A 16,734-nucleotide genomic window follows, 5' to 3' on the forward strand; every position below is an offset into this window, starting at 1 on the left:
CAAAAGGGCTCCTTTGAAAAGATAGAACGGAAAACGAAATGAACATCATTCAGCAGCTCGAAAAAGAGCAGCTCGATGCGCTCGTTGCAAAACGTGCCATCCCCGAATTCTCTCACGGCGATACCGTCAAGGTCTGGGTCAAGATCCGCGAAGGCGAAAAAGAACGCCTTCAGGCCTATGAAGGCGTTGTGATTGCCCGCACCGGTGGTGGGCTGATGGAGAGCTTCACGGTCCGCAAGATTTCCTATGGCGAAGGCGTGGAACGCGTGTTCCCGGTCCACTCGCCGATGATCGATCGCATCGAAGTGCTCAAGCGCGGCAAGGTGCGGCGCGCCAAGCTCTATTACCTGCGCGATCGTCGCGGCAAGTCGGCGCGTATCTTTGAATCGACCAATGCCCGCACCAAGAAGATCGAGGCTGACGAGCGTCAGGTTGCCGTCGAGGCCCGCGCGGCGCGCGAAGCCGAAAAGGTCGCTGCCGCAGAGGCCCTGGCCGCTGAACTGGCGGCAAAGGAAGCTGCCGAGAAAAAGGCTGCCGAAGAGGCTGCTGCAGCAGAGGCCGCAGTCGCTGCCGAAGCACCCGCCGAGGAGAACAAGGGCGAATAAGCCTCCTTGTTCTGCATCAGTTTTTGAAAGCCCGGTCTTTTGGCCGGGCTTTTTTGTGCGCGCCGGGAATAAATCGGGCGGCACCGGTGTCTAATGGATGTGAGGGCGTGCGCTGGGCGCATACGCCCTGTCATGCACCAAGGGAGACATCGTAATGACTTTCCGTATTTTTGCTTTAATGGCCACCGGCGCAGCCGCTCTTGTTCTTTCAGCCGGCGCGGCCTTTGCCGCTCCGGACGTTCAGACGCTCGAAACCGACATCGGTGAAGTGATCGCCGATGCTGACGGAATGGTGCTCTACACCTTCCGCAACGACGCCGAGGGCGTTTCCAACTGCTATGATCAATGCGCCGTCAACTGGCCGCCCTTTTTCGCCGAGGAAGGTGCCATGGCCGAAGAACCCTATTCGATCGTTGAGCGTACCGACGGCACGATGATGTGGGCCAAGGATGGTTGGCCGCTCTACTACTGGATCAACGATACCGAGCCGGGCATGACCTCAGGTGATGGCGTTGGCGGCAATTGGGACGTGGCGCGTCCCTGATGCTAGGATACTCGGCGCGGCCCATTGGTGGCCGCGCCGGGACCAGCGGATGCGTGAAGCGCTTTTGACACATTTACCGGCGCTCCGGCGCTACGCCCACGGGCTTGCGGGCAATCGGGAAGAGGCTGAAGACCTCCTTCAGGGCACACTGTTGCGCGCTGTCGAGCACAGCAAGCAATGGCGGGGCGAGAATGGCCGAAGCTGGCTTTACGCCATCATGACCAATCTCAACCGCAACCGGCTCAGGACAAGAGCGCGCCAGCCGCTGCTGCAGCCGATCGATGACGGGCTGGCCGTGTCCGACGATGCGCCGCCGCCCGACCCATTGCTGCACAATACGTTGATGCGCGCGCTCGATACGCTCAGCCCGGAGGCGCGCGCGGTTCTGCTGCTTGTCGCCATCGAAGGATGTGCCTACGCCGAAGTCGCCCAGATTCTCGATCTGCCGATCGGCACGGTGATGTCGCGGCTGTCGCGGGCCCGCCGGCAATTGAGCGAACTGTTGGCCCACAAATCCATAACCTCTCTTTCAAACCGATGATGTCGCACGCCCATGACCAGTGAAACCGGCAAACCAGTCTCGGAAGATGAACTGCAGGCCTTTGTCGATGACAGGCTCGATGCGGAGCGCAGGGCGCAGGTTCGGGCTTATCTGGACGCCAACAGTGAGCTTGCGGACGAGGTGGAAAACTGGCGCACCAATGATGCTGCGCTATCCGAGCTTCTTTCGGTCTATGGGTATGGAGACATGTCCGACCTCCCCCATTCCGCCCGTCGGCCCGTGGCGCGTTTTGGCGGCTGGCCGGCACTGGCCGCGGCGCTGGTTGTCGCGTTCGGGCTGGGTGGCGGCACGGGCTATCTGGCCCGAGGTCTCTGGATGCAGCCGCCACAAACCCAGTTGGCCGAAATGGAATCGGCCTGGCTCGAAATGGCGGCGAGGGATGTTTTTTTGACCTATGTCCGCGAAGTGCGCCATCCGGTCGAAGTGGATGCGTCCGAACGCGACCATCTGGTCAACTGGCTGGGCAACCGCATTGAAAAGCCCTTCACCGCGCCCAGCCTTGCCGATCTGGGGTTCGAGCTTGTCGGCGGGCGGCTGTTGCCGATCGGGGGAAAGCCGGGTGCCATGCTGATGTATGAAAACGCCCAGGGCGACCGGGCCACGATCCTGTTGGCCCGCAATTCCGGGGCGCGCGATACGGCATTTCAGTTTTCCGCGGATTCAGGGGTCAATACCTTCCGCTGGATCGACGGACCTTTGGCCTATGCGATTTCGGGGTTTCTCGATCGCGGCTCGCTCGAAGACATTTCGCGCGAGGTTTACGCGCATTTCGAAACCATCTAGTCGGGGAGTGAACCTCAGGCGAAGGGCGGGCGTTGGACTGATATGAACGATTTCGACGCCAGCGCGCGCTTTTCAGGCGCCAAGGTACACGCCCGATTGGGAGAAGCCTTCTTCGATCCCGTCCAACCGGCCGATTTTCCGCAAGCGGTTTTGCGTTATCGTAACCAGCGTTGGGCCGGGCGCATGGGGCTTGCCGGGCTTACCGATGCGCAATGGGTTAAGCATTTCGGCCGTTTTGCTCCGTTGCCGGGGAGCTTTGAGACCCCGCTGGCCCTGCGCTATCACGGCCACCAGTTCCAGAGCTACAACTCCGATATCGGCGATGGACGCGGGTTCTTGTTTGCCCAGGGCTATGATCTGGCTGACGGCAGGCTGCGCGATTTTGGGACCAAGGGGTCGGGGACGACGCCCTGGTCGCGCGGTGGCGACGGGCGGCTTACGCTCAAGGGCGGCGTGCGGGAGGTTCTGGCCACCACCATGCTCGAGGCGCTCGGCGTTGAAACCTCCAAAAGCTTTTCGCTGATCGAAACCGGTGAAGCACTCTATCGCGGTGATGAGCCCTCACCGACCCGCTCATCGGTTCTGGTTCGGCTTTCCCATTCCCATATCCGTGTCGGCTCATTTCAGCGCCTCGATTATCTTGGCGATCACGCGCGAATGAGCGAACTGGTTGAACACTCCATCGCCCACCATTACCCCGAGCTTTCCGATCTTGCCGCCGATGCACGGGTTCCGGCCTTCATGGGCGCGGTTGCTGGGGCTGTTGCACGGGTTACCGCGCAATGGATCGGGGCAGGCTTTGTTCATGGAGTGCTCAATACCGACAACACCAATATCACCGGCGAGAGCTTCGATTACGGCCCGTGGCGCTTCCTTCCAGCCTATGATCCACGCTTTACGGCGGCCTATTTCGACGAGACCGGCCTTTATGCCTTCGGTCGGCAACCGGACGCGATGGCCTGGAATCTTACGCGCCTGGCCGAATGCCTTGTGCCGATTTCCAGCGTTGAAAAGCTCGAACCCGAACTCAACCGCTTCTGGCCCGAATTTCAGTCCCAACTTGCAAAGGTCAGCATCGGCAGATTGGGACTGCTGCCTCGCGGACAGACGCCCGATGGTGAACTGGTGTCGGCGTTTTTTGCCTTTATGGCAGCGGAACGCCCGGCCTATGAGCAGGTGTTCTTTGATTGGCGGGGCGGACTGGCTTCGGAGGGCAGAGCATTGTCCGGTCCGCAGGCAGCGCTCTATGGCAGCGAGACGTTTCTGGCGGTTCGCGACCTGCTCGCGGGCTACGATCTCGCGCCCGATGCCAATCTTTCTCACCCCTATTTCAAACGCCCCAGACCCCGCACGATGCTGATCGAGGAGGTCGAGGCCGTTTGGGCTCCGATTGCCCAGGCCGATGACTGGACGGCTTTTGCCACGGCGATCGAGGAGATCGAGGACATGGGCCGAGCCTACGGCGTTGAAACTTTCACCATCAATTGACTGGCGGGGGCAGGGTTGAGCGCGTACAAAACACGCCCATGAACATCCTTTCGCTTCGGCTCCGTCTCGCCCTTATCCTCTGTCTTGTCGCTCTGCCGGCGGGCGCTATCGAGATTCGGGGCGGTGCGGATGCGGTGGTCGAACTGTTTACCAGCCAAGGGTGCTCACGTTGCCCCGACGCAGACCGGCTTCTGGCCCGGCTGGGAGAGCGTGAAGACGTCATCGCTCTCGCCTATCATATTGATTATTGGGACTATATCGGCTGGGAAGACACTTTCGCCCTGCCGGCCAATACCGAGTTGCAGAAGGGTTACGCTCAGAGCTGGGGCAAAAACCGGATTTATACGCCTCAGATGGTCATCAACGGCCAGAGCGCTGTTGTCGGTTCGGATGCGGCGGAAGCCGAGCTTGCGATTGAGCGGGCGAGGTCGTTGCTGCCCGTCACCCTGGAGATCAATGGATCGGATTCGGTGGTGTTCAGCGCCCCGGCAGATGACACCTTGTCTCCCGCCGTCGTCTGGGTCGTGCCTTATCGCGCCCGGGCCGAAGTGACGATAGAGCGCGGTGAAAACTCGGGGCAGGCGCTACCCTATACCCATATTGTCACGGCCCGTCAGGCCATTGGAATGTGGGATCCCGAACAGGGCGCCGAGATCACCATCCCACTCGAAGAGGTTCTGGGATCCAATTCGGATGCTGCAGCTGTCATTGTTCAGGAAAAGGATGGTGCTTTGCCCGGACGCATCCTCGGCGCCGCGCTGTTTACGCGCTGACAGTGCACAAAGAAAACTCCCCGAATCTGTTTAAGACCGGGGAGCGGAGGCATTGATTTGGAGGACGCGAAGCCTCCCAAAAAGCGCCAGGATTTCCCGGAGGCAAGGCCGGGAGGGGCGCCGGCCAGCTGGATCCATGGTTTGGGGGCTCGGTGGACCCAGCGGCCGGCTACTGGAGGCAATGATTACATCCTAGCGGCGTAAAATGGCGCAAGCGGGGTCCGATTGTGGCCTAAATCCGGTCAATTGGAGGAAAGTTTGCGCCAAGCGATCGTGCAGTTGACTCTTGCCAGCGCGCCCGAACGCGGCAATCATCGTCAAGTGATTGTCACATCCGCATGGAGGGAGCCCGGTTTGAGCGAGCGCTTCGAGAGCAACAAGGGCGATGTTTTCCCCTTTTCACCCACCCGCTCCCCAAGCCGGCCTGTTCCTGTCGTCAGTTTCGACCGCAAGGAACTTGCGTTGATCCTCAACGTCTATGGGCGCAAGGTCGCCGCCGGCGAGTGGCGCGATTATGCGCTCGATTTCGGGCGCGAACGGGCCATGTTCTCGATCTATCAACGCACCTCGGAGCGACCGCTGTTCGTTGTCGAGAAGAACCCCAAGCTCGCCCGACGTCAGGGCCAGTACATGGTGATGGGAAGCGACGGGCGCGTCCTCAAGCGCGGCCATGAGCTTTCAAGCGTGTTGCGCATACTCGATCCGCAGCTCCACGTGGTGCGCTAGCTTCGCCCGTCGGCAGGCAAGCAAAAAGGCCGCGGAAATCGATCCGCGGCCTTTTGTATTGGCTCATTGCACCTGCGGCACTGACCCCGCCGCCGCTCCTATTCGCGATTGCCGAACAGGCGCAGCAGCATCAGGAACAGGTTGATGAAGTCGAGGTACAAGGTCAGCGCGCCCATGATGGCGAGCTTGCCCAGACCTTCGTGGCCGATGTTTTCGGCATAGGCTTCCTTGATCTTCTGGGTGTCATAGGCGGTCAGCCCGACAAAGATCACGACACCGATCGCCGAGATGGCGAATTCAAGCGCCGAACTCTGCAGGAAGATGTTGACCACCATGGCGATGATAATGCCGATCAGGCCCATCATCAGGAACGAACCCATGCCTGTCAGGTCGCGCTTGGTCGTGTAGCCGTAAAGGCTCATCGAGCCGAACATGGCCGCGGTGATGAAGAACACCTTGGCAATCGAGGCATCGGTATAGACCATGAAGATCGACGAGAGCGACAGCCCCATCATGGCGGCAAAGCCCCAGAAGGTGGCTTGCGCGGCACCGAATGAAAGCTTGTTGATGCCGAATGAAAGCACCAGCACAAAAGCAAGCGGCGAGAGCGCCACGACCCACATCAGCGGGCTCGTATAGAGCAGAACGCCCCATTGGGTCAGGTACGTGCCGTTGGCAAGCTGCGCCGCGGCGGCCGATGCCTCGGTGGTAACGGCCATCTGATTGCCGAAGAAGGCGATCAGGCCGGTGACCACCAGGCCGATGCCCATATAGTTGTAAACACGCAGCATATGGCTGCGCAGACCTTCGTCGATGGCGGCGGCCGTGCCTACGCGCCCAGCGACGGTCTGACGGTCGTATTGTGCCATTTTCCGTTCCATCCTCAGTTAAAAATTGGCTTTCCGGCGACCGGAGCGGCCCCATGCCGTTCCCGGCCCTGCCAGTTGGCCATCAATATGGAGATGAGGGGTTGAAATTACAAGCGAAACCGGTTGACCAACCGCGTCGTTCCGGCGGGGCAACGGGTTTTTTGATCGCCCGTGAGTGCGGATGTGATAGGCTTTGATTCGGTCGGGCCGGATCGGGCCGGTCGACCGGGACATGGAGGGCTTTCGCTCATGCCCAGGTTGTTTACCGGATTGCAGATCCCCGAGGATATTGCTTTCGTCCTCTCGCTCAAGCGGGGCGGGCTGTCGGGCGCCCGCTGGATCGATCCGGAAAACTATCATGTCACCCTGAGATATATCGGCGACGTCGATCAGCGGATGGCTGCCGAAGTCTATGATGCGCTCGAGATGCATGCCGATGTCGAGCCTTTCGATCTCACCATTTCCCATCTGGGGGTTTTCGGCGGCAATAAGCCGCGGGCGCTCTATGCCGCCATCGAACCCACCGAACCGCTCGTGCGCCTGCAGGCCAGCCAGGAAAGGTTACTCCAGCGGGTCGGGTTGAATCCCGACGGCCGCAAGTTCATCCCTCATGTCACGCTGGCTCGTCTGCGCGACACGAGCCCTGCCGATCTGGCGCGCCACATCGCCCAGGCCGGCCATTTTGCGCCAATGCAGTTTTCGGTCGATGAGTTCGTGGTGTTTTCGAGCCGGGATTCGGTGGGGGGTGGGCCCTATATTGTCGAGCAGGATTACCCACTCGCCGCCTAGGGCAAAATCATTCAGCCGGCGTTCAGCAGCCCAAGGGCATAATATCACACACAGACTTTGGATGATCGGGCCAAATTCCGGCCAAATTCATTCCTAGTTTGTGTCCTGTCGGGAAAAGCCGCGCGTATTTGCTCCTTGGTAACCATAATGGGTGCAAAAAGAGCGGCAGTCATGTGCATGTATGAGAGATTAAGGGGAAGGGTTTGGCGATGAATCCAGCGTTTCGCAGCCATATCCGCCGCACGGTAGCCGCGTTGGTTTCCACTGCGGTCGTGTTTTGTGCCAGCCCGGCGGCCTTTGCCGCCACAAATCTGGGAACCTTCGACTTCTGGACGGCGTGGACCGATACCGATGGGGGTGGCAAGATCTGCTACATCTCCTCGACGCCCCAGACGATCGAGCCCACCAACGTGAACCGCGGGGCGATTCATTTCATCGTCACCATCCGGCCCACCAACCGCAACGAGGTGGCGACGATCGTGGGATATCCGATCCATGAAACCAACGCCAACGCGTCGGTTTCGGTCGATGGCCGGTCCTATCCGATGGTTACCCAGGGCGAATCGGGCTGGCTGGCCTCGATCGAAGACGAGCCGGGATTTGTGGGCGCCATGCGGGCTGGCTCGAACATGGTGGTTCGCGCCACCTCCCAGCGTGGCACCAATACCGTGGATACCTATTCGCTGCGCGGGGTCACCGCCGCCCTCAACGAGGCGGCCGAGGAATGCCCGCAATAGCGCCAGCGCTTGCGCGAAAAGAAGCAATTTGGCAAAGGTCGGGTCCGCCCGGCCTTTTGCATTTGAACCAGCCCAGATCGTTTAGGACCTTTTTCATGGCATTCCGTTTCACCAACATCGTGACCTTGGCTGCCCTCTCGATGGCAGCCTGTCTGTCTCCGGCACTGGGCCAGTCGGTGCGCATCCTGGGTGAACATAATGCCTGGTCGGCTTATGCGACCACTGAAAGCGCTGGGCAGATCTGTTTCGTTCTGTCACGGCCGACCGACACTGAGCCGGTGCCTGCGGGATTTACCGGCGCCTATTTCTACATCACCCACCGTCCCGCGCAGGGCATCCGCTCTGAAATCAATCTTGTTGCCGGATATCAGTTCGCGCCCGAGAGCACTGCGACGCTCACCGTGGGTAGCCAGGATTTCGAGCTCTTTACCGAAGGCGATGCCGCATGGATGGCCGACCCGGCGCAATCGGCAAATGCGGTTCAGGCCATTCGCGCCGGTTCCACGATGTCGGTGACCGGCACCAGCGCCGACGGTCAGAGCGTGCGTCAGACGTTTTCGCTTTCCGGAGCCACCGCGGCCGGGCGGTCGATGGATGGGGCCTGTTAGCCGACGATGATTGCTCCCGTCTCCAAAGCCAATGCCGCCCATTACCTTTGGGGCCAGGCTTGCGAGGGCTGGCATTTGCTTGAGCGTTCAGATCTGCATGTCATCCACGAGCTTATGCCTCAAGGCGCGGGCGAAACGGCGCATCGCCATGAAATCGCGCGGCAGGTGTTCTTTGTTCTGTCGGGCAAGCTGGGTATGGAAATTGAGGACACGATCCACCAGCTGGCGCCGCACGACAGTCTCGAGATCGCGCCCGGTATAGTGCATCGCGCCTTCAATGCCGGCCGGGAGCCTGTCGAATTTCTCGTCATCTCGCATCCGAGCACCCGCGGCGACCGGCAGGACGAACCGCTCTGACTTTGCGCTGCGTGCCCGATTGTGCTAGAGGCTGGCGCTGGATGCGCGCCGCCGTCTTGAATCGGGCTGGCCCAAATCCATATACCCCGAAACCCTCACAGTCCTTCTGGAATTGCTGCCCATGAGTCTGGCGCTCAATATCGATCATGGATCCGTGCCGCGTCCGCAAAAATCCGGACCGCTCGATCTGCTGGGCCTTTCCAAGAAGGAGATCAGCGCGAGACTGGCCGAAACCGGCCTTTCCGAGCGCGATTCACGCATGCGGGCCAGCCAGCTCTGGAACTGGATCTATGTGAATGGGGCCACCGATTTCGGAGCCATGAGCAATATCGCCAAAGGGTTGCGCGCCGATCTGGCGCAGGCTTTTACCATAGGGCGCCCGGAAATCGTTTCCGAACAGGTTTCCAATGACGGCACGCGCAAATGGCTGTTCCGCTTTCGCGACCCGGCGCACCCCAACATGCCGCCGGTCGAAGTGGAAACCGTCTATATCCCTGAATCGGATCGCGGAACGCTTTGCGTTTCCTCGCAGGTGGGCTGCACGCTCACATGCTCGTTCTGTCATACCGGCACCCAGAAGCTGGTTCGCAATCTCACCGCCGGAGAAATTCTCGGCCAGGTGATGATGGCGCGTGAACGGCTGGGGGATTTTCCGGGCGGCGTCCGGCCGACCGACGGGCTGGTACCGCATGGGGAAAGCCGGGCCATCACCAATATCGTGATGATGGGCATGGGTGAGCCTCTCTACAATTACGAGAACGTCAAACAGGCGCTGCTCATCGCTTCTGACGGGGAAGGGCTTTCGCTCTCCAAACGCCGGATCACGCTCTCGACCTCCGGCGTCGTGCCCCAGATCGAGCCGACGGGCTCTGAAATCGGCGTCATGCTGGCTATTTCGCTCCACGCGGTGCGCGACGATCTGCGCGACGTTCTGGTGCCGATCAACAAGAAATGGCCGCTCGAAGAGTTGCTCGAGGCCTGCCGGACCTATCCGGGGGTTTCCAATGCCAAGCGTATCACTTTCGAATACGTGATGCTCAAGGGCATCAACGACTCCGATGCTGACGCGCGCGAACTGGTGCGGCTATTGGCCAAAATTCCCGCCAAGATCAATCTGATCCCGTTCAATCCATGGCCAGGCTCGAACTATGTGTGTTCGGACTGGGACCGGATCGAATCATTTGCCGATATCGTCAACCGGGCGGGCTATGCCTCGCCGGTCAGGACGCCGCGCGGCCGCGATATTTTTGCCGCCTGCGGACAGCTGAAATCGGAGACCGAACGGCTCAAGAAGAAGGACCGCGAGGCCTTCATGCTCTGAGGAGCACCATGATCACCGTCAAGCTGCTCGACGAGAACGATCTCGATCTTTTGCTGTCGGCCGATATTTCGGTGTTCGACGAGCCGATCCGGCCCGATCTTGCCAAAGCCTATCTGGCCCATCCCGATTATCTGATCGCACTGGCCAGTGACGGAGACAAGGTCGTGGGCATGGCCACGGGCCTTTATTATTTCCACCCCGACAAGCCGCTTGAATTCTTCGTCAACGAAGTGGGCGTGGCCGAAAGCCACCAGCGGCAGGGTATCGCCAAGCGGTTGATGACGACGCTTTTCGATGCCGCGCGCCGGCGCGGAGTCAAATATGCGTGGGTGGGAACCGAGGACGACAATATCCCCGCCAAGGCGCTTTATGCAGCGCTCGATGGCAAGGGACAGGCCATGGCTTATTACGAATTCGATCTCAAGGATTGAGTGGCCCGGGCGCCAGAGCATTCTCGCTTGCACGGCCCTTGGCGTGATCTAGCGCCGGTAGCTGAAGTCCTCGCGCGTGCGGTAGCTGGCGATGATCCAGATGGCGTGGATAAGGCCCGGAATGTAGCCCAGGAGCGTCAGCAGGATGTTGAGCCAGAAATGCAGCCCGAAGCCGACGCGCAGGAAGACGCCGAGCGGGGGGATGAGGATCGAAAACAAGATCCGGACAAAATCGCCAAAGGTCATATTTGCGGTTCCATAATCAAAAAGGTTTTTCGAATATGGGTACAAGTTCTCCAAGGGCAAGAGTGTTCCCCCAGAGCTAGCTTTCGCCCCGCACCCATTCGATATGGAACCGGCCTCGCCCCTCATCGGCCAAAAGCCCGGCAAGGATGGGCAAGAGCGTGCGCATTTCCTCTTTAAGGACGAAAGGTGGATTGACCACGATCATGCCGGTTCCATGCAGGCGCGGCGGCATGGATGGCGCACGGATCGTCAGTTCGAGGCGCAGGATCTTGGCGATCCCCGTACCCTCTAATGCCCTGACGTAAGAACGGACATCGCCGGGGTCCTTGATGGGATACCAGAAGGCATAGGTTCCCCCCGGCCAGCGCGCATGGGCCTTGACCAGCGCCTGAGTCATGCGCTCGAACTCGCCCTTGACCTCGAAGGGCGGGTCGACAAGCACCAGGCCGCGTTTTTCCTTGGGGGGCAGATGGGTGCCCATGGCGGCCCAACCGTCGAGTTCGGTCACCCGCGTCTGGATGTCGCCGGCGAAATTTTCACGCAGCGCCTGGGCATCGGCGGGGTGCAATTCGAGCGCCATCAGCCGGTCCTGATCGCGCAGCATGTGCCGGGCGATAAAAGGCGAGCCGGGATAATAGCGCAGTTGGCCGTCGGGGTTTTGCGCGTTCACCGCCGCCAGATAGGGCGCCACCAGTGCCGCGACCGGGTCGGGCACCGTAGCCGCCATCAAGCGTCCGATCCCTTCGCGCCATTCTCCGGTCCGGTTCGCTTCATCGCCCAAAAGATCATAGAGACCGACCCCGGCATGGGTATCGATCACTCGAAACGCTGCCTCCTTGCGCATCAGGTAGGCAAGGATGCGCGTGAGGATGATGTGTTTGACCACGTCGGCGAAATTGCCTGCGTGGAAGGCATGGCGATAGTTCATGGGCAGGCTATTTTCTGGCTTCCGCCGTCAGGATGGTCACCGCAAAGGCGGCAAAGACGGCCGCGAACGACCAGTTGAGCGCCTTTTGAATTCGTGTCGAGCGCATCAGGGTTTCGGTCAGCCATTGGGCCCCGACCACGATGGCGATGACGATGGGCAGCGAGAGCACCACGAATTCGATGCCCAGAAAAATCAGTTTGGCTGCCGCGTGCGGGTCGGATGCGGAAACGAACTGAGGCAGGAAGGTCACAAAGAACAGCGCAACCTTGGGGTTTGTGAGGTTGATTCCAAGGCCCGTAAGATAGGAATTCTTGAGGCTCGGCACCTTGCCCGAGGCGCGCGCCACCGTAAGCCCGGTTCCCGAGCGAATGGCGGCAAAGGCCAGCCAGAGCAGATAGACCGCCCCGGCGATTTTGAGCGTCCAGAAGGCCGCCGGTGCCGTAACGATCAGAATGGAAATGCCGAAAGCGGCCAGCATGGTGTGCACGGCTATGCCGGTCACGGCGCCGCCAACCGTCGCAAATCCGTGTCTGGGCCCGAAATTGACGGTCCGGGAAATAAACAGCGCCATGTCCGGTCCGGGCGTTATGGCCAAAACGATGGCCGCCAGAGCGAATGCGAGAATGATCGAAAGGTCGGGGGCATAGACCAGCATTTTTGTGTGTCCGGCAACAAAGGAGCGGGGCAGACCATGCGCGTGCGCGCTGCGCCGTGCAACCCGATATTTGCGCCAATATGGACAGGCCGGGCGCGATCTGATTAGTGTCGCGCCAACTTATCCTGAGCTTTCAACGCGGTTATCGGTCACGCCATGAGCAAAGACATAAACAAAGTCGTCCTCGCCTATTCAGGGGGACTTGATACCTCCATCATCCTTAAATGGCTCAAGCAGGTCTATGATTGCGAGGTGGTGACCTTCACCGCCGATCTGGGCCAGGGCGAGGAGCTCGAACCGGCTCGCCAGCGCGCCGAAATGATGGGCATCAAGGAAATCTACATCGAGGATCTGCGTGAAGAGTTCGTGCGCGATTACGTTTTCCCGATGTTCCGGGCCAATGCGCTTTATGAAGGCGTTTATCTGCTCGGAACCTCGATTGCCCGTCCGCTGATCGCCAAGCGTCTCGTCGAGATCGCCGAGGCGACGGGCGCCGACGCGGTGGCACACGGCGCGACCGGCAAGGGCAACGATCAGGTCCGGTTCGAATTGTCGGCCTATGCGCTTAATCCGGGCATCAGGGTCATTGCGCCCTGGCGCGAATGGGATCTTCAGAGCCGCACCAAGCTTATCGAATTTGCCGAAAAGAATCAGATCCCGGTGCCCAAGGACAAGCGCGGCGAAGCACCGTTTTCGGTCGATGCCAACCTCCTGCACACGTCTTCGGAAGGCAAGGTCCTCGAAGATCCGGCCGTCGAAGCGCCCGATTACGTCTATCAGCGTACGGTCGACCCGGTGGACGCCCCCAATACACCCGAAACCATCACCATCGGGTTCGAAAAGGGCGATGCGGTCTCGGTCAATGGCGAAAAACTGTCGCCCGCCAGCCTGCTTACCAGGCTCAACGAGCTGGGCGGCAAGCACGGCATCGGTCGCCTCGACCTGGTCGAAAACCGCTTCGTGGGCATGAAGAGCCGCGGCATCTACGAAACGCCGGGCGGCACGATCCTGCTCGCGGCCCATCGCGCCATTGAATCGATCACGCTCGATCGCGGCGCCGCGCACCTCAAGGATGAAATCATGCCCCGCTATGCGGAGCTGATCTATAATGGCTTGTGGTATTCCCCCGAGCGCGAAATGCTTCAGGCGCTGATCGATAAAAGCCAGGAATTCGTTGCCGGCGAGGTCACCCTCAAGCTCTACAAGGGTTCGGCCAATGTGGTGGGTCGCTCCTCGCCCTATTCGCTTTATTCGGAAGATCTCGTGACCTTCGAAGAGGGCACTGGAACCTATGACCACCACGATGCCGAGGGCTTTATCAAGCTCAACGGGTTGCGCCTGAAGACCTATGGCGCGCGCAAGCTGCGGCTGGCACGCGGCCAGTAGAATTCGGCGGGGCCGAAGAGAAATTCGCTTCGGTCCCGCCCGCTCGATCAAATTTGAACATTTTGCGTCGCGCTTAAAGCCTCTTTAAGTCGCCACGGCTAGTCTTTAACCCCAATCGGTCTTTGGGGAAAGAACGGCAAGATGGTGCGAGAGCCGACCTCTGAGCGTAGCAGCGAGGCTTTGCTTCTCGACGCTGCCCTACAAACGATCCCGTTTGGATTTTGCGTCTGGAGCGCCGATTTCGAGCTGGTCATGTGGAACCAGCACTATCTCGATATCTATGGCTTTCCGCGCAAGTCGATCCGACGCGGCATGAGCCTTTTCGAAGTGGTCGCGCTTTCAACCGCGCTGGGCAACCATCCCGACACCGATCCCAAAAGCTTTTACGATGCCTATACCGCCGAACTCATGGGCAATCGCTCGGGATTGCGCGCCGTCAATCTCGAGTTGACGGCATCGCACCGCACGCTGGAAACCGCTCACATTTTTGCCCCCGGCCTTGGCTGGGTCGTCACCCATGAAGACGTGACCGATGAGATTGCGCGCTCGGACATGATGAGCGAGCGCAAACGGGAGCTCGAGCGCCAATATGCGCTGCTCGACGCAGCCATCAACAACATCTCGCAGGGCCTGTCGATGTTCGACAATGACTTCCGGCTGGTCACCTGCAATGCGGAATTCGTTTCGATGTACAGGCTGCCTCCCGAGCTTGCCCGGCCGGGGGCGAGTTTCGACGATATTTTGGAGCACCGGCGCAAGACCAACACGCACGCCCCGGTGGATCGCAATGCCTATCGGTCCGAGCGCCAGAAGATCCTTACGGGCGGCCAGTTCGTGCGCGAAGTGGTCAAGATGGCCAACGGGACGTTCCTGTCGCTACGCCACCAGCCCCTGAGCGGGGGTGGTGTGGTCACCACCCATGAGGACATCACCGACCAGTTGGCCGCCGAAGCCCGCATGCGGCATATGGCGACCCATGACGCGCTGACCGACCTGCCCAATCGTGGCCTGTTCCGCGAGGAGCTCGAAGCGGTGCTCAAAGGGCTCGAAAAGGGCAAGCAGCCGGCCCTGCTGGCCGTCAATATCGATCATTTCAAGGCCGTCAACGACAGCGAGGGGCATACGGTTGGCGACAAGGTGTTGCGCAAGATCGCCGAGCGGCTGTCCGAAACCGTCGGATCGCGCGGGATTGTGGCCCGCCTTGGGAGCGATGAGTTCACCGTCTTGATGCCCAATGTCGGTGTTCCTCACGACGCCGCCGATCTGGCCCGTGCCATCGTCAAGGCGATTGGCGAGCCGATCATGTTCGGCCGCAAGGCAATAAAGCTCTCGACCTCGATCGGGATCGCCGTTGCTCCGGGCGACGGCAAGAGCACCGATGCGATCATGAACAATGCCGACCTGGCCTTGCTCCGCGCAAAATCGGAGGGCCGGGGCACCTACCACTTTTTCGAAGCCGGTATGGATGCGACACTGCAGCGTCGCCGGACGCTGGAAACGGGACTGCGCGACGCCCTGGCAAACAACGGGTTGTCTGTTGTTTTCCAGCCCATTGTATCACTTCAAACCAACGTGGTCGTGGCGGCCGAGGCGCTCATGCGCTGGGACCATCCCCGGCTGGGTCCGATTTCTCCGGTCGAGTTTATTCCCATAGCCGAAGAGACCGGGATCATTCACGACATCGGCGGCTGGATACTGGAGGCGGCGACAAGGGCGGCCGCGCAATGGCCCGGCCCTGTGCGGGTCGCCATCAACCTTTCCCCGATTCAGTTCAAGCGTCCCGACCTAGTGTCCACCATAAAGGCGGCGCTCGAGGCGGCCAGCCTTGACGCCAGCCGGCTCGAGCTTGAGATCACCGAATCCTTGCTGCTCGAAAACAGCCAGTCCAATATCGACGTGCTGCTGGCGGTGCGCAGACTGGGCGTTCGGGTGGCCATGGATGATTTCGGGACCGGCTATTCGTCGCTCTCTTATCTGCGGGCCTTTCCGTTCGACAAGATCAAGATCGACCGCTCGTTCATGGCCGATGTCGCCACCAAGGCTGACAGCCGTGCCATTCTGGGCGCCATGATCTCGCTGGGGCGCAATCTGGGCATGACCACGGTGGCCGAAGGCGTTGAAACGGCAGAGCAGCTTGCCGTTGTGCGGGCCGAGGGGTGCACGCAGGTTCAGGGTTATTTCTTCTCGCCGCCGATTGAAGGCGAGGCTATGCTGGCCATGCTGCAAGCAGAACAATGCAATCGGGTCAGGCAGAGAGCCTGACACGGTTTCGCGAGACCGAAAGCTCAAAGGCCATGCGCCGGACCGTGCCCTATGCCGAACTGCTCGCCCTGGCGAAGCGCCACGCCCGGCGGGTCGATGAGGCCGAAGACGTCGTCCAGGAGGTCCTGATCGCGGCGGCTCTGGCAGGGCGCAGCGATTTTTCCAGCGCTGCTGATCGGCGCTGGATGGCGGGCGCTATTCGCAAACGCTCAGCCTTCGACGCCCGCTCGGCCGCCCGCCGGCGTGAGCGCGAGGCGCGGTGGCAGGCCGAAGCGCGTGCTGCTTCGGCCCCGGAAGGCGATGCCCTGAGCGTCATCCTCGCCGATCTGCCAAAGGGCCTGCGTGTCGTTGCGGCGCTGGCGCTTTCGGGGCATTCGAAAACGGAAATCGCCTATCTGCTCGATCTGCCCGATACTGCCTTGCGGCAGCGCATCCGCGCCCTCAAGCTGGCGCTGGCAAAAAAGGGCGTTGCGATGCCGGCCGAAATGATCGGGCTCAATCTCGATCTGGCCTATGGCACCATAAGGGATGGGTTGCTTGCGGCTCTGCAGCGTCATGGCGGCGCCTTTGCCAGCCATGATCCGGACGGGCATGTTTTTTTCGTCCGATCGTCACGGCCTGCCTCACAAAAGACCTGAGGGCGGCAACGGGGGATGTTTCAAAC

General features: G+C 60.5%; 20 protein-coding genes. 16 read left to right on the forward strand and 4 right to left on the reverse strand.

The window, feature by feature from the left end:
- Positions 1–38: 38 nt before the first annotated feature.
- The 7 genes from rplS (at position 39) to OF122_RS00840 (ending at position 5,481) form a co-directional block, all read left to right on the forward strand.
- Complete coding sequence (rplS, locus tag OF122_RS00810) at positions 39–605, forward strand: 50S ribosomal protein L19 (protein WP_264225998.1); 567 nt, start codon at positions 39–41, stop codon at positions 603–605.
- A gap of 154 nt (positions 606–759) precedes the next feature.
- On the forward strand, positions 760–1,149 hold the full coding sequence (locus OF122_RS00815) for a COG4315 family predicted lipoprotein (protein WP_264225999.1): 390 nt from the start codon (positions 760–762) through the stop codon (positions 1,147–1,149).
- 49 nt (positions 1,150–1,198) lie between these two features.
- On the forward strand, positions 1,199–1,690 hold the full coding sequence (locus OF122_RS00820) for an RNA polymerase sigma factor (RefSeq protein WP_264226000.1): 492 nt from the start codon (positions 1,199–1,201) through the stop codon (positions 1,688–1,690).
- A 12-nt stretch (positions 1,691–1,702) separates the two neighbouring features.
- On the forward strand, positions 1,703–2,494 hold the full coding sequence (locus OF122_RS00825) for an anti-sigma factor family protein (protein WP_264226001.1): 792 nt from the start codon (positions 1,703–1,705) through the stop codon (positions 2,492–2,494).
- A gap of 42 nt (positions 2,495–2,536) precedes the next feature.
- Complete coding sequence (locus OF122_RS00830; RefSeq protein WP_264226002.1) at positions 2,537–3,982, forward strand: protein adenylyltransferase SelO family protein; 1,446 nt, start codon at positions 2,537–2,539, stop codon at positions 3,980–3,982.
- 38 nt (positions 3,983–4,020) lie between these two features.
- A complete protein-coding gene (locus tag OF122_RS00835; RefSeq protein WP_264226003.1) occupies positions 4,021–4,755 on the forward strand; it encodes a DUF1223 domain-containing protein in 735 nt (244 codons plus the stop codon).
- 354 nt (positions 4,756–5,109) lie between these two features.
- A complete protein-coding gene (locus OF122_RS00840; RefSeq protein WP_264226004.1) occupies positions 5,110–5,481 on the forward strand; it encodes a DUF2794 domain-containing protein in 372 nt (123 codons plus the stop codon).
- Positions 5,482–5,579: 98 nt separating this feature from the next.
- On the opposite strand, the gene OF122_RS00845 is transcribed toward OF122_RS00840, so the two are convergent.
- Positions 5,580–6,350 carry a Bax inhibitor-1/YccA family protein gene (locus tag OF122_RS00845; RefSeq protein WP_264226005.1) on the reverse strand — a complete coding sequence of 257 codons (771 nt, stop codon included), beginning with the start codon at positions 6,348–6,350 and terminating at the stop codon, positions 5,580–5,582.
- Positions 6,351–6,599: 249 nt separating this feature from the next.
- On the opposite strand from OF122_RS00845, the gene thpR reads away from it, so the two are divergent.
- From thpR to OF122_RS00875, 6 genes are all read left to right on the forward strand, one after another.
- The gene (thpR, locus tag OF122_RS00850) at positions 6,600–7,139 is read left to right on the forward strand and encodes an RNA 2',3'-cyclic phosphodiesterase (protein ID WP_264226006.1); all 540 of its coding nucleotides are present in this window, start codon (positions 6,600–6,602) and stop codon (positions 7,137–7,139) included.
- A gap of 209 nt (positions 7,140–7,348) precedes the next feature.
- Positions 7,349–7,876, forward strand: coding sequence for an invasion associated locus B family protein (locus OF122_RS00855; RefSeq protein WP_264226007.1), 528 nt, complete (start codon positions 7,349–7,351; stop codon positions 7,874–7,876).
- Positions 7,877–7,971: 95 nt separating this feature from the next.
- Positions 7,972–8,484 carry an invasion associated locus B family protein gene (locus tag OF122_RS00860; RefSeq protein WP_264226008.1) on the forward strand — a complete coding sequence of 171 codons (513 nt, stop codon included), beginning with the start codon at positions 7,972–7,974 and terminating at the stop codon, positions 8,482–8,484.
- A 6-nt stretch (positions 8,485–8,490) separates the two neighbouring features.
- Positions 8,491–8,841: a cupin domain-containing protein gene (locus OF122_RS00865; RefSeq protein ID WP_264226009.1), complete on the forward strand. Its 351-nt coding sequence runs from the start codon at positions 8,491–8,493 to the stop codon at positions 8,839–8,841.
- A gap of 121 nt (positions 8,842–8,962) precedes the next feature.
- Positions 8,963–10,162, forward strand: coding sequence for a 23S rRNA (adenine(2503)-C(2))-methyltransferase RlmN (gene rlmN / locus OF122_RS00870; protein WP_014132401.1), 1,200 nt, complete (start codon positions 8,963–8,965; stop codon positions 10,160–10,162).
- An 8-nt stretch (positions 10,163–10,170) separates the two neighbouring features.
- Positions 10,171–10,593, forward strand: coding sequence for a GNAT family N-acetyltransferase (locus OF122_RS00875; protein ID WP_264226010.1), 423 nt, complete (start codon positions 10,171–10,173; stop codon positions 10,591–10,593).
- Positions 10,594–10,641: 48 nt separating this feature from the next.
- Here the strand turns inward: OF122_RS00875 and OF122_RS00880 are convergent, their stop codons facing one another.
- The 3 genes from OF122_RS00880 to OF122_RS00890 form a co-directional block, all read right to left on the reverse strand.
- Entirely contained in the window at positions 10,642–10,839 is a 198-nt protein-coding gene (locus tag OF122_RS00880; RefSeq protein WP_264226011.1) for a YqaE/Pmp3 family membrane protein, read from the reverse strand.
- 76 nt (positions 10,840–10,915) lie between these two features.
- Positions 10,916–11,767 carry a 23S rRNA (adenine(2030)-N(6))-methyltransferase RlmJ gene (locus tag OF122_RS00885; RefSeq protein ID WP_264226012.1) on the reverse strand — a complete coding sequence of 284 codons (852 nt, stop codon included), beginning with the start codon at positions 11,765–11,767 and terminating at the stop codon, positions 10,916–10,918.
- Positions 11,768–11,774: 7 nt separating this feature from the next.
- Complete coding sequence (locus tag OF122_RS00890; protein WP_264226013.1) at positions 11,775–12,422, reverse strand: LysE family translocator; 648 nt, start codon at positions 12,420–12,422, stop codon at positions 11,775–11,777.
- Positions 12,423–12,578: 156 nt separating this feature from the next.
- On the opposite strand from OF122_RS00890, the gene OF122_RS00895 reads away from it, so the two are divergent.
- The 3 genes from OF122_RS00895 (at position 12,579) to OF122_RS00905 (ending at position 16,708) form a co-directional block, all read left to right on the forward strand.
- Entirely contained in the window at positions 12,579–13,808 is a 1,230-nt protein-coding gene (locus OF122_RS00895) for an argininosuccinate synthase (RefSeq protein ID WP_264226014.1), read from the forward strand.
- Positions 13,809–13,988: 180 nt separating this feature from the next.
- Positions 13,989–16,070, forward strand: a complete 2,082-nt coding sequence (locus OF122_RS00900; protein WP_264226015.1) for an EAL domain-containing protein — start codon at positions 13,989–13,991, stop codon at positions 16,068–16,070.
- The gene (locus OF122_RS00905; RefSeq protein ID WP_264226016.1) at positions 16,043–16,708 is read left to right on the forward strand and encodes an RNA polymerase sigma factor; all 666 of its coding nucleotides are present in this window, start codon (positions 16,043–16,045) and stop codon (positions 16,706–16,708) included. Before OF122_RS00900 ends, OF122_RS00905 begins: the two co-directional genes overlap by 28 nt.
- The last annotated feature ends 26 nt before the right edge of the window (positions 16,709–16,734 follow it).

Source organism: Pelagibacterium flavum (assembly GCF_025854335.1).
GTDB lineage: Bacteria > Pseudomonadota > Alphaproteobacteria > Rhizobiales > Devosiaceae > Pelagibacterium > Pelagibacterium flavum.

Excerpts from the sequence above, each read along its gene's own strand:
- rplS (WP_264225998.1), top strand. The coding sequence starts at position 39 with ATGAACATCATTCAGCAGCTCGAAAAAGAGCAGCTCGATGCGCTCGTT.
- OF122_RS00815 (WP_264225999.1), top strand. The coding sequence starts at position 760 with ATGACTTTCCGTATTTTTGCTTTAATGGCCACCGGCGCAGCCGCTCTT.
- OF122_RS00820 (WP_264226000.1), top strand. The coding sequence starts at position 1,199 with ATGCGTGAAGCGCTTTTGACACATTTACCGGCGCTCCGGCGCTACGCC.
- OF122_RS00825 (WP_264226001.1), top strand. The coding sequence starts at position 1,703 with ATGACCAGTGAAACCGGCAAACCAGTCTCGGAAGATGAACTGCAGGCC.
- OF122_RS00830 (WP_264226002.1), top strand. The coding sequence starts at position 2,537 with ATGAACGATTTCGACGCCAGCGCGCGCTTTTCAGGCGCCAAGGTACAC.
- OF122_RS00835 (WP_264226003.1), top strand. The coding sequence starts at position 4,021 with ATGAACATCCTTTCGCTTCGGCTCCGTCTCGCCCTTATCCTCTGTCTT.
- OF122_RS00845 (WP_264226005.1), bottom strand. The coding sequence starts at position 6,350 with ATGGCACAATACGACCGTCAGACCGTCGCTGGGCGCGTAGGCACGGCC.
- thpR (WP_264226006.1), top strand. The coding sequence starts at position 6,600 with ATGCCCAGGTTGTTTACCGGATTGCAGATCCCCGAGGATATTGCTTTC.
- OF122_RS00855 (WP_264226007.1), top strand. The coding sequence starts at position 7,349 with ATGAATCCAGCGTTTCGCAGCCATATCCGCCGCACGGTAGCCGCGTTG.
- OF122_RS00860 (WP_264226008.1), top strand. The coding sequence starts at position 7,972 with ATGGCATTCCGTTTCACCAACATCGTGACCTTGGCTGCCCTCTCGATG.
- OF122_RS00865 (WP_264226009.1), top strand. The coding sequence starts at position 8,491 with ATGATTGCTCCCGTCTCCAAAGCCAATGCCGCCCATTACCTTTGGGGC.
- rlmN (WP_014132401.1), top strand. The coding sequence starts at position 8,963 with ATGAGTCTGGCGCTCAATATCGATCATGGATCCGTGCCGCGTCCGCAA.
- OF122_RS00875 (WP_264226010.1), top strand. The coding sequence starts at position 10,171 with ATGATCACCGTCAAGCTGCTCGACGAGAACGATCTCGATCTTTTGCTG.
- OF122_RS00880 (WP_264226011.1), bottom strand. The coding sequence starts at position 10,839 with ATGACCTTTGGCGATTTTGTCCGGATCTTGTTTTCGATCCTCATCCCC.
- OF122_RS00885 (WP_264226012.1), bottom strand. The coding sequence starts at position 11,767 with ATGAACTATCGCCATGCCTTCCACGCAGGCAATTTCGCCGACGTGGTC.
- OF122_RS00890 (WP_264226013.1), bottom strand. The coding sequence starts at position 12,422 with ATGCTGGTCTATGCCCCCGACCTTTCGATCATTCTCGCATTCGCTCTG.
- OF122_RS00895 (WP_264226014.1), top strand. The coding sequence starts at position 12,579 with ATGAGCAAAGACATAAACAAAGTCGTCCTCGCCTATTCAGGGGGACTT.
- OF122_RS00905 (WP_264226016.1), top strand. The coding sequence starts at position 16,043 with ATGCAATCGGGTCAGGCAGAGAGCCTGACACGGTTTCGCGAGACCGAA.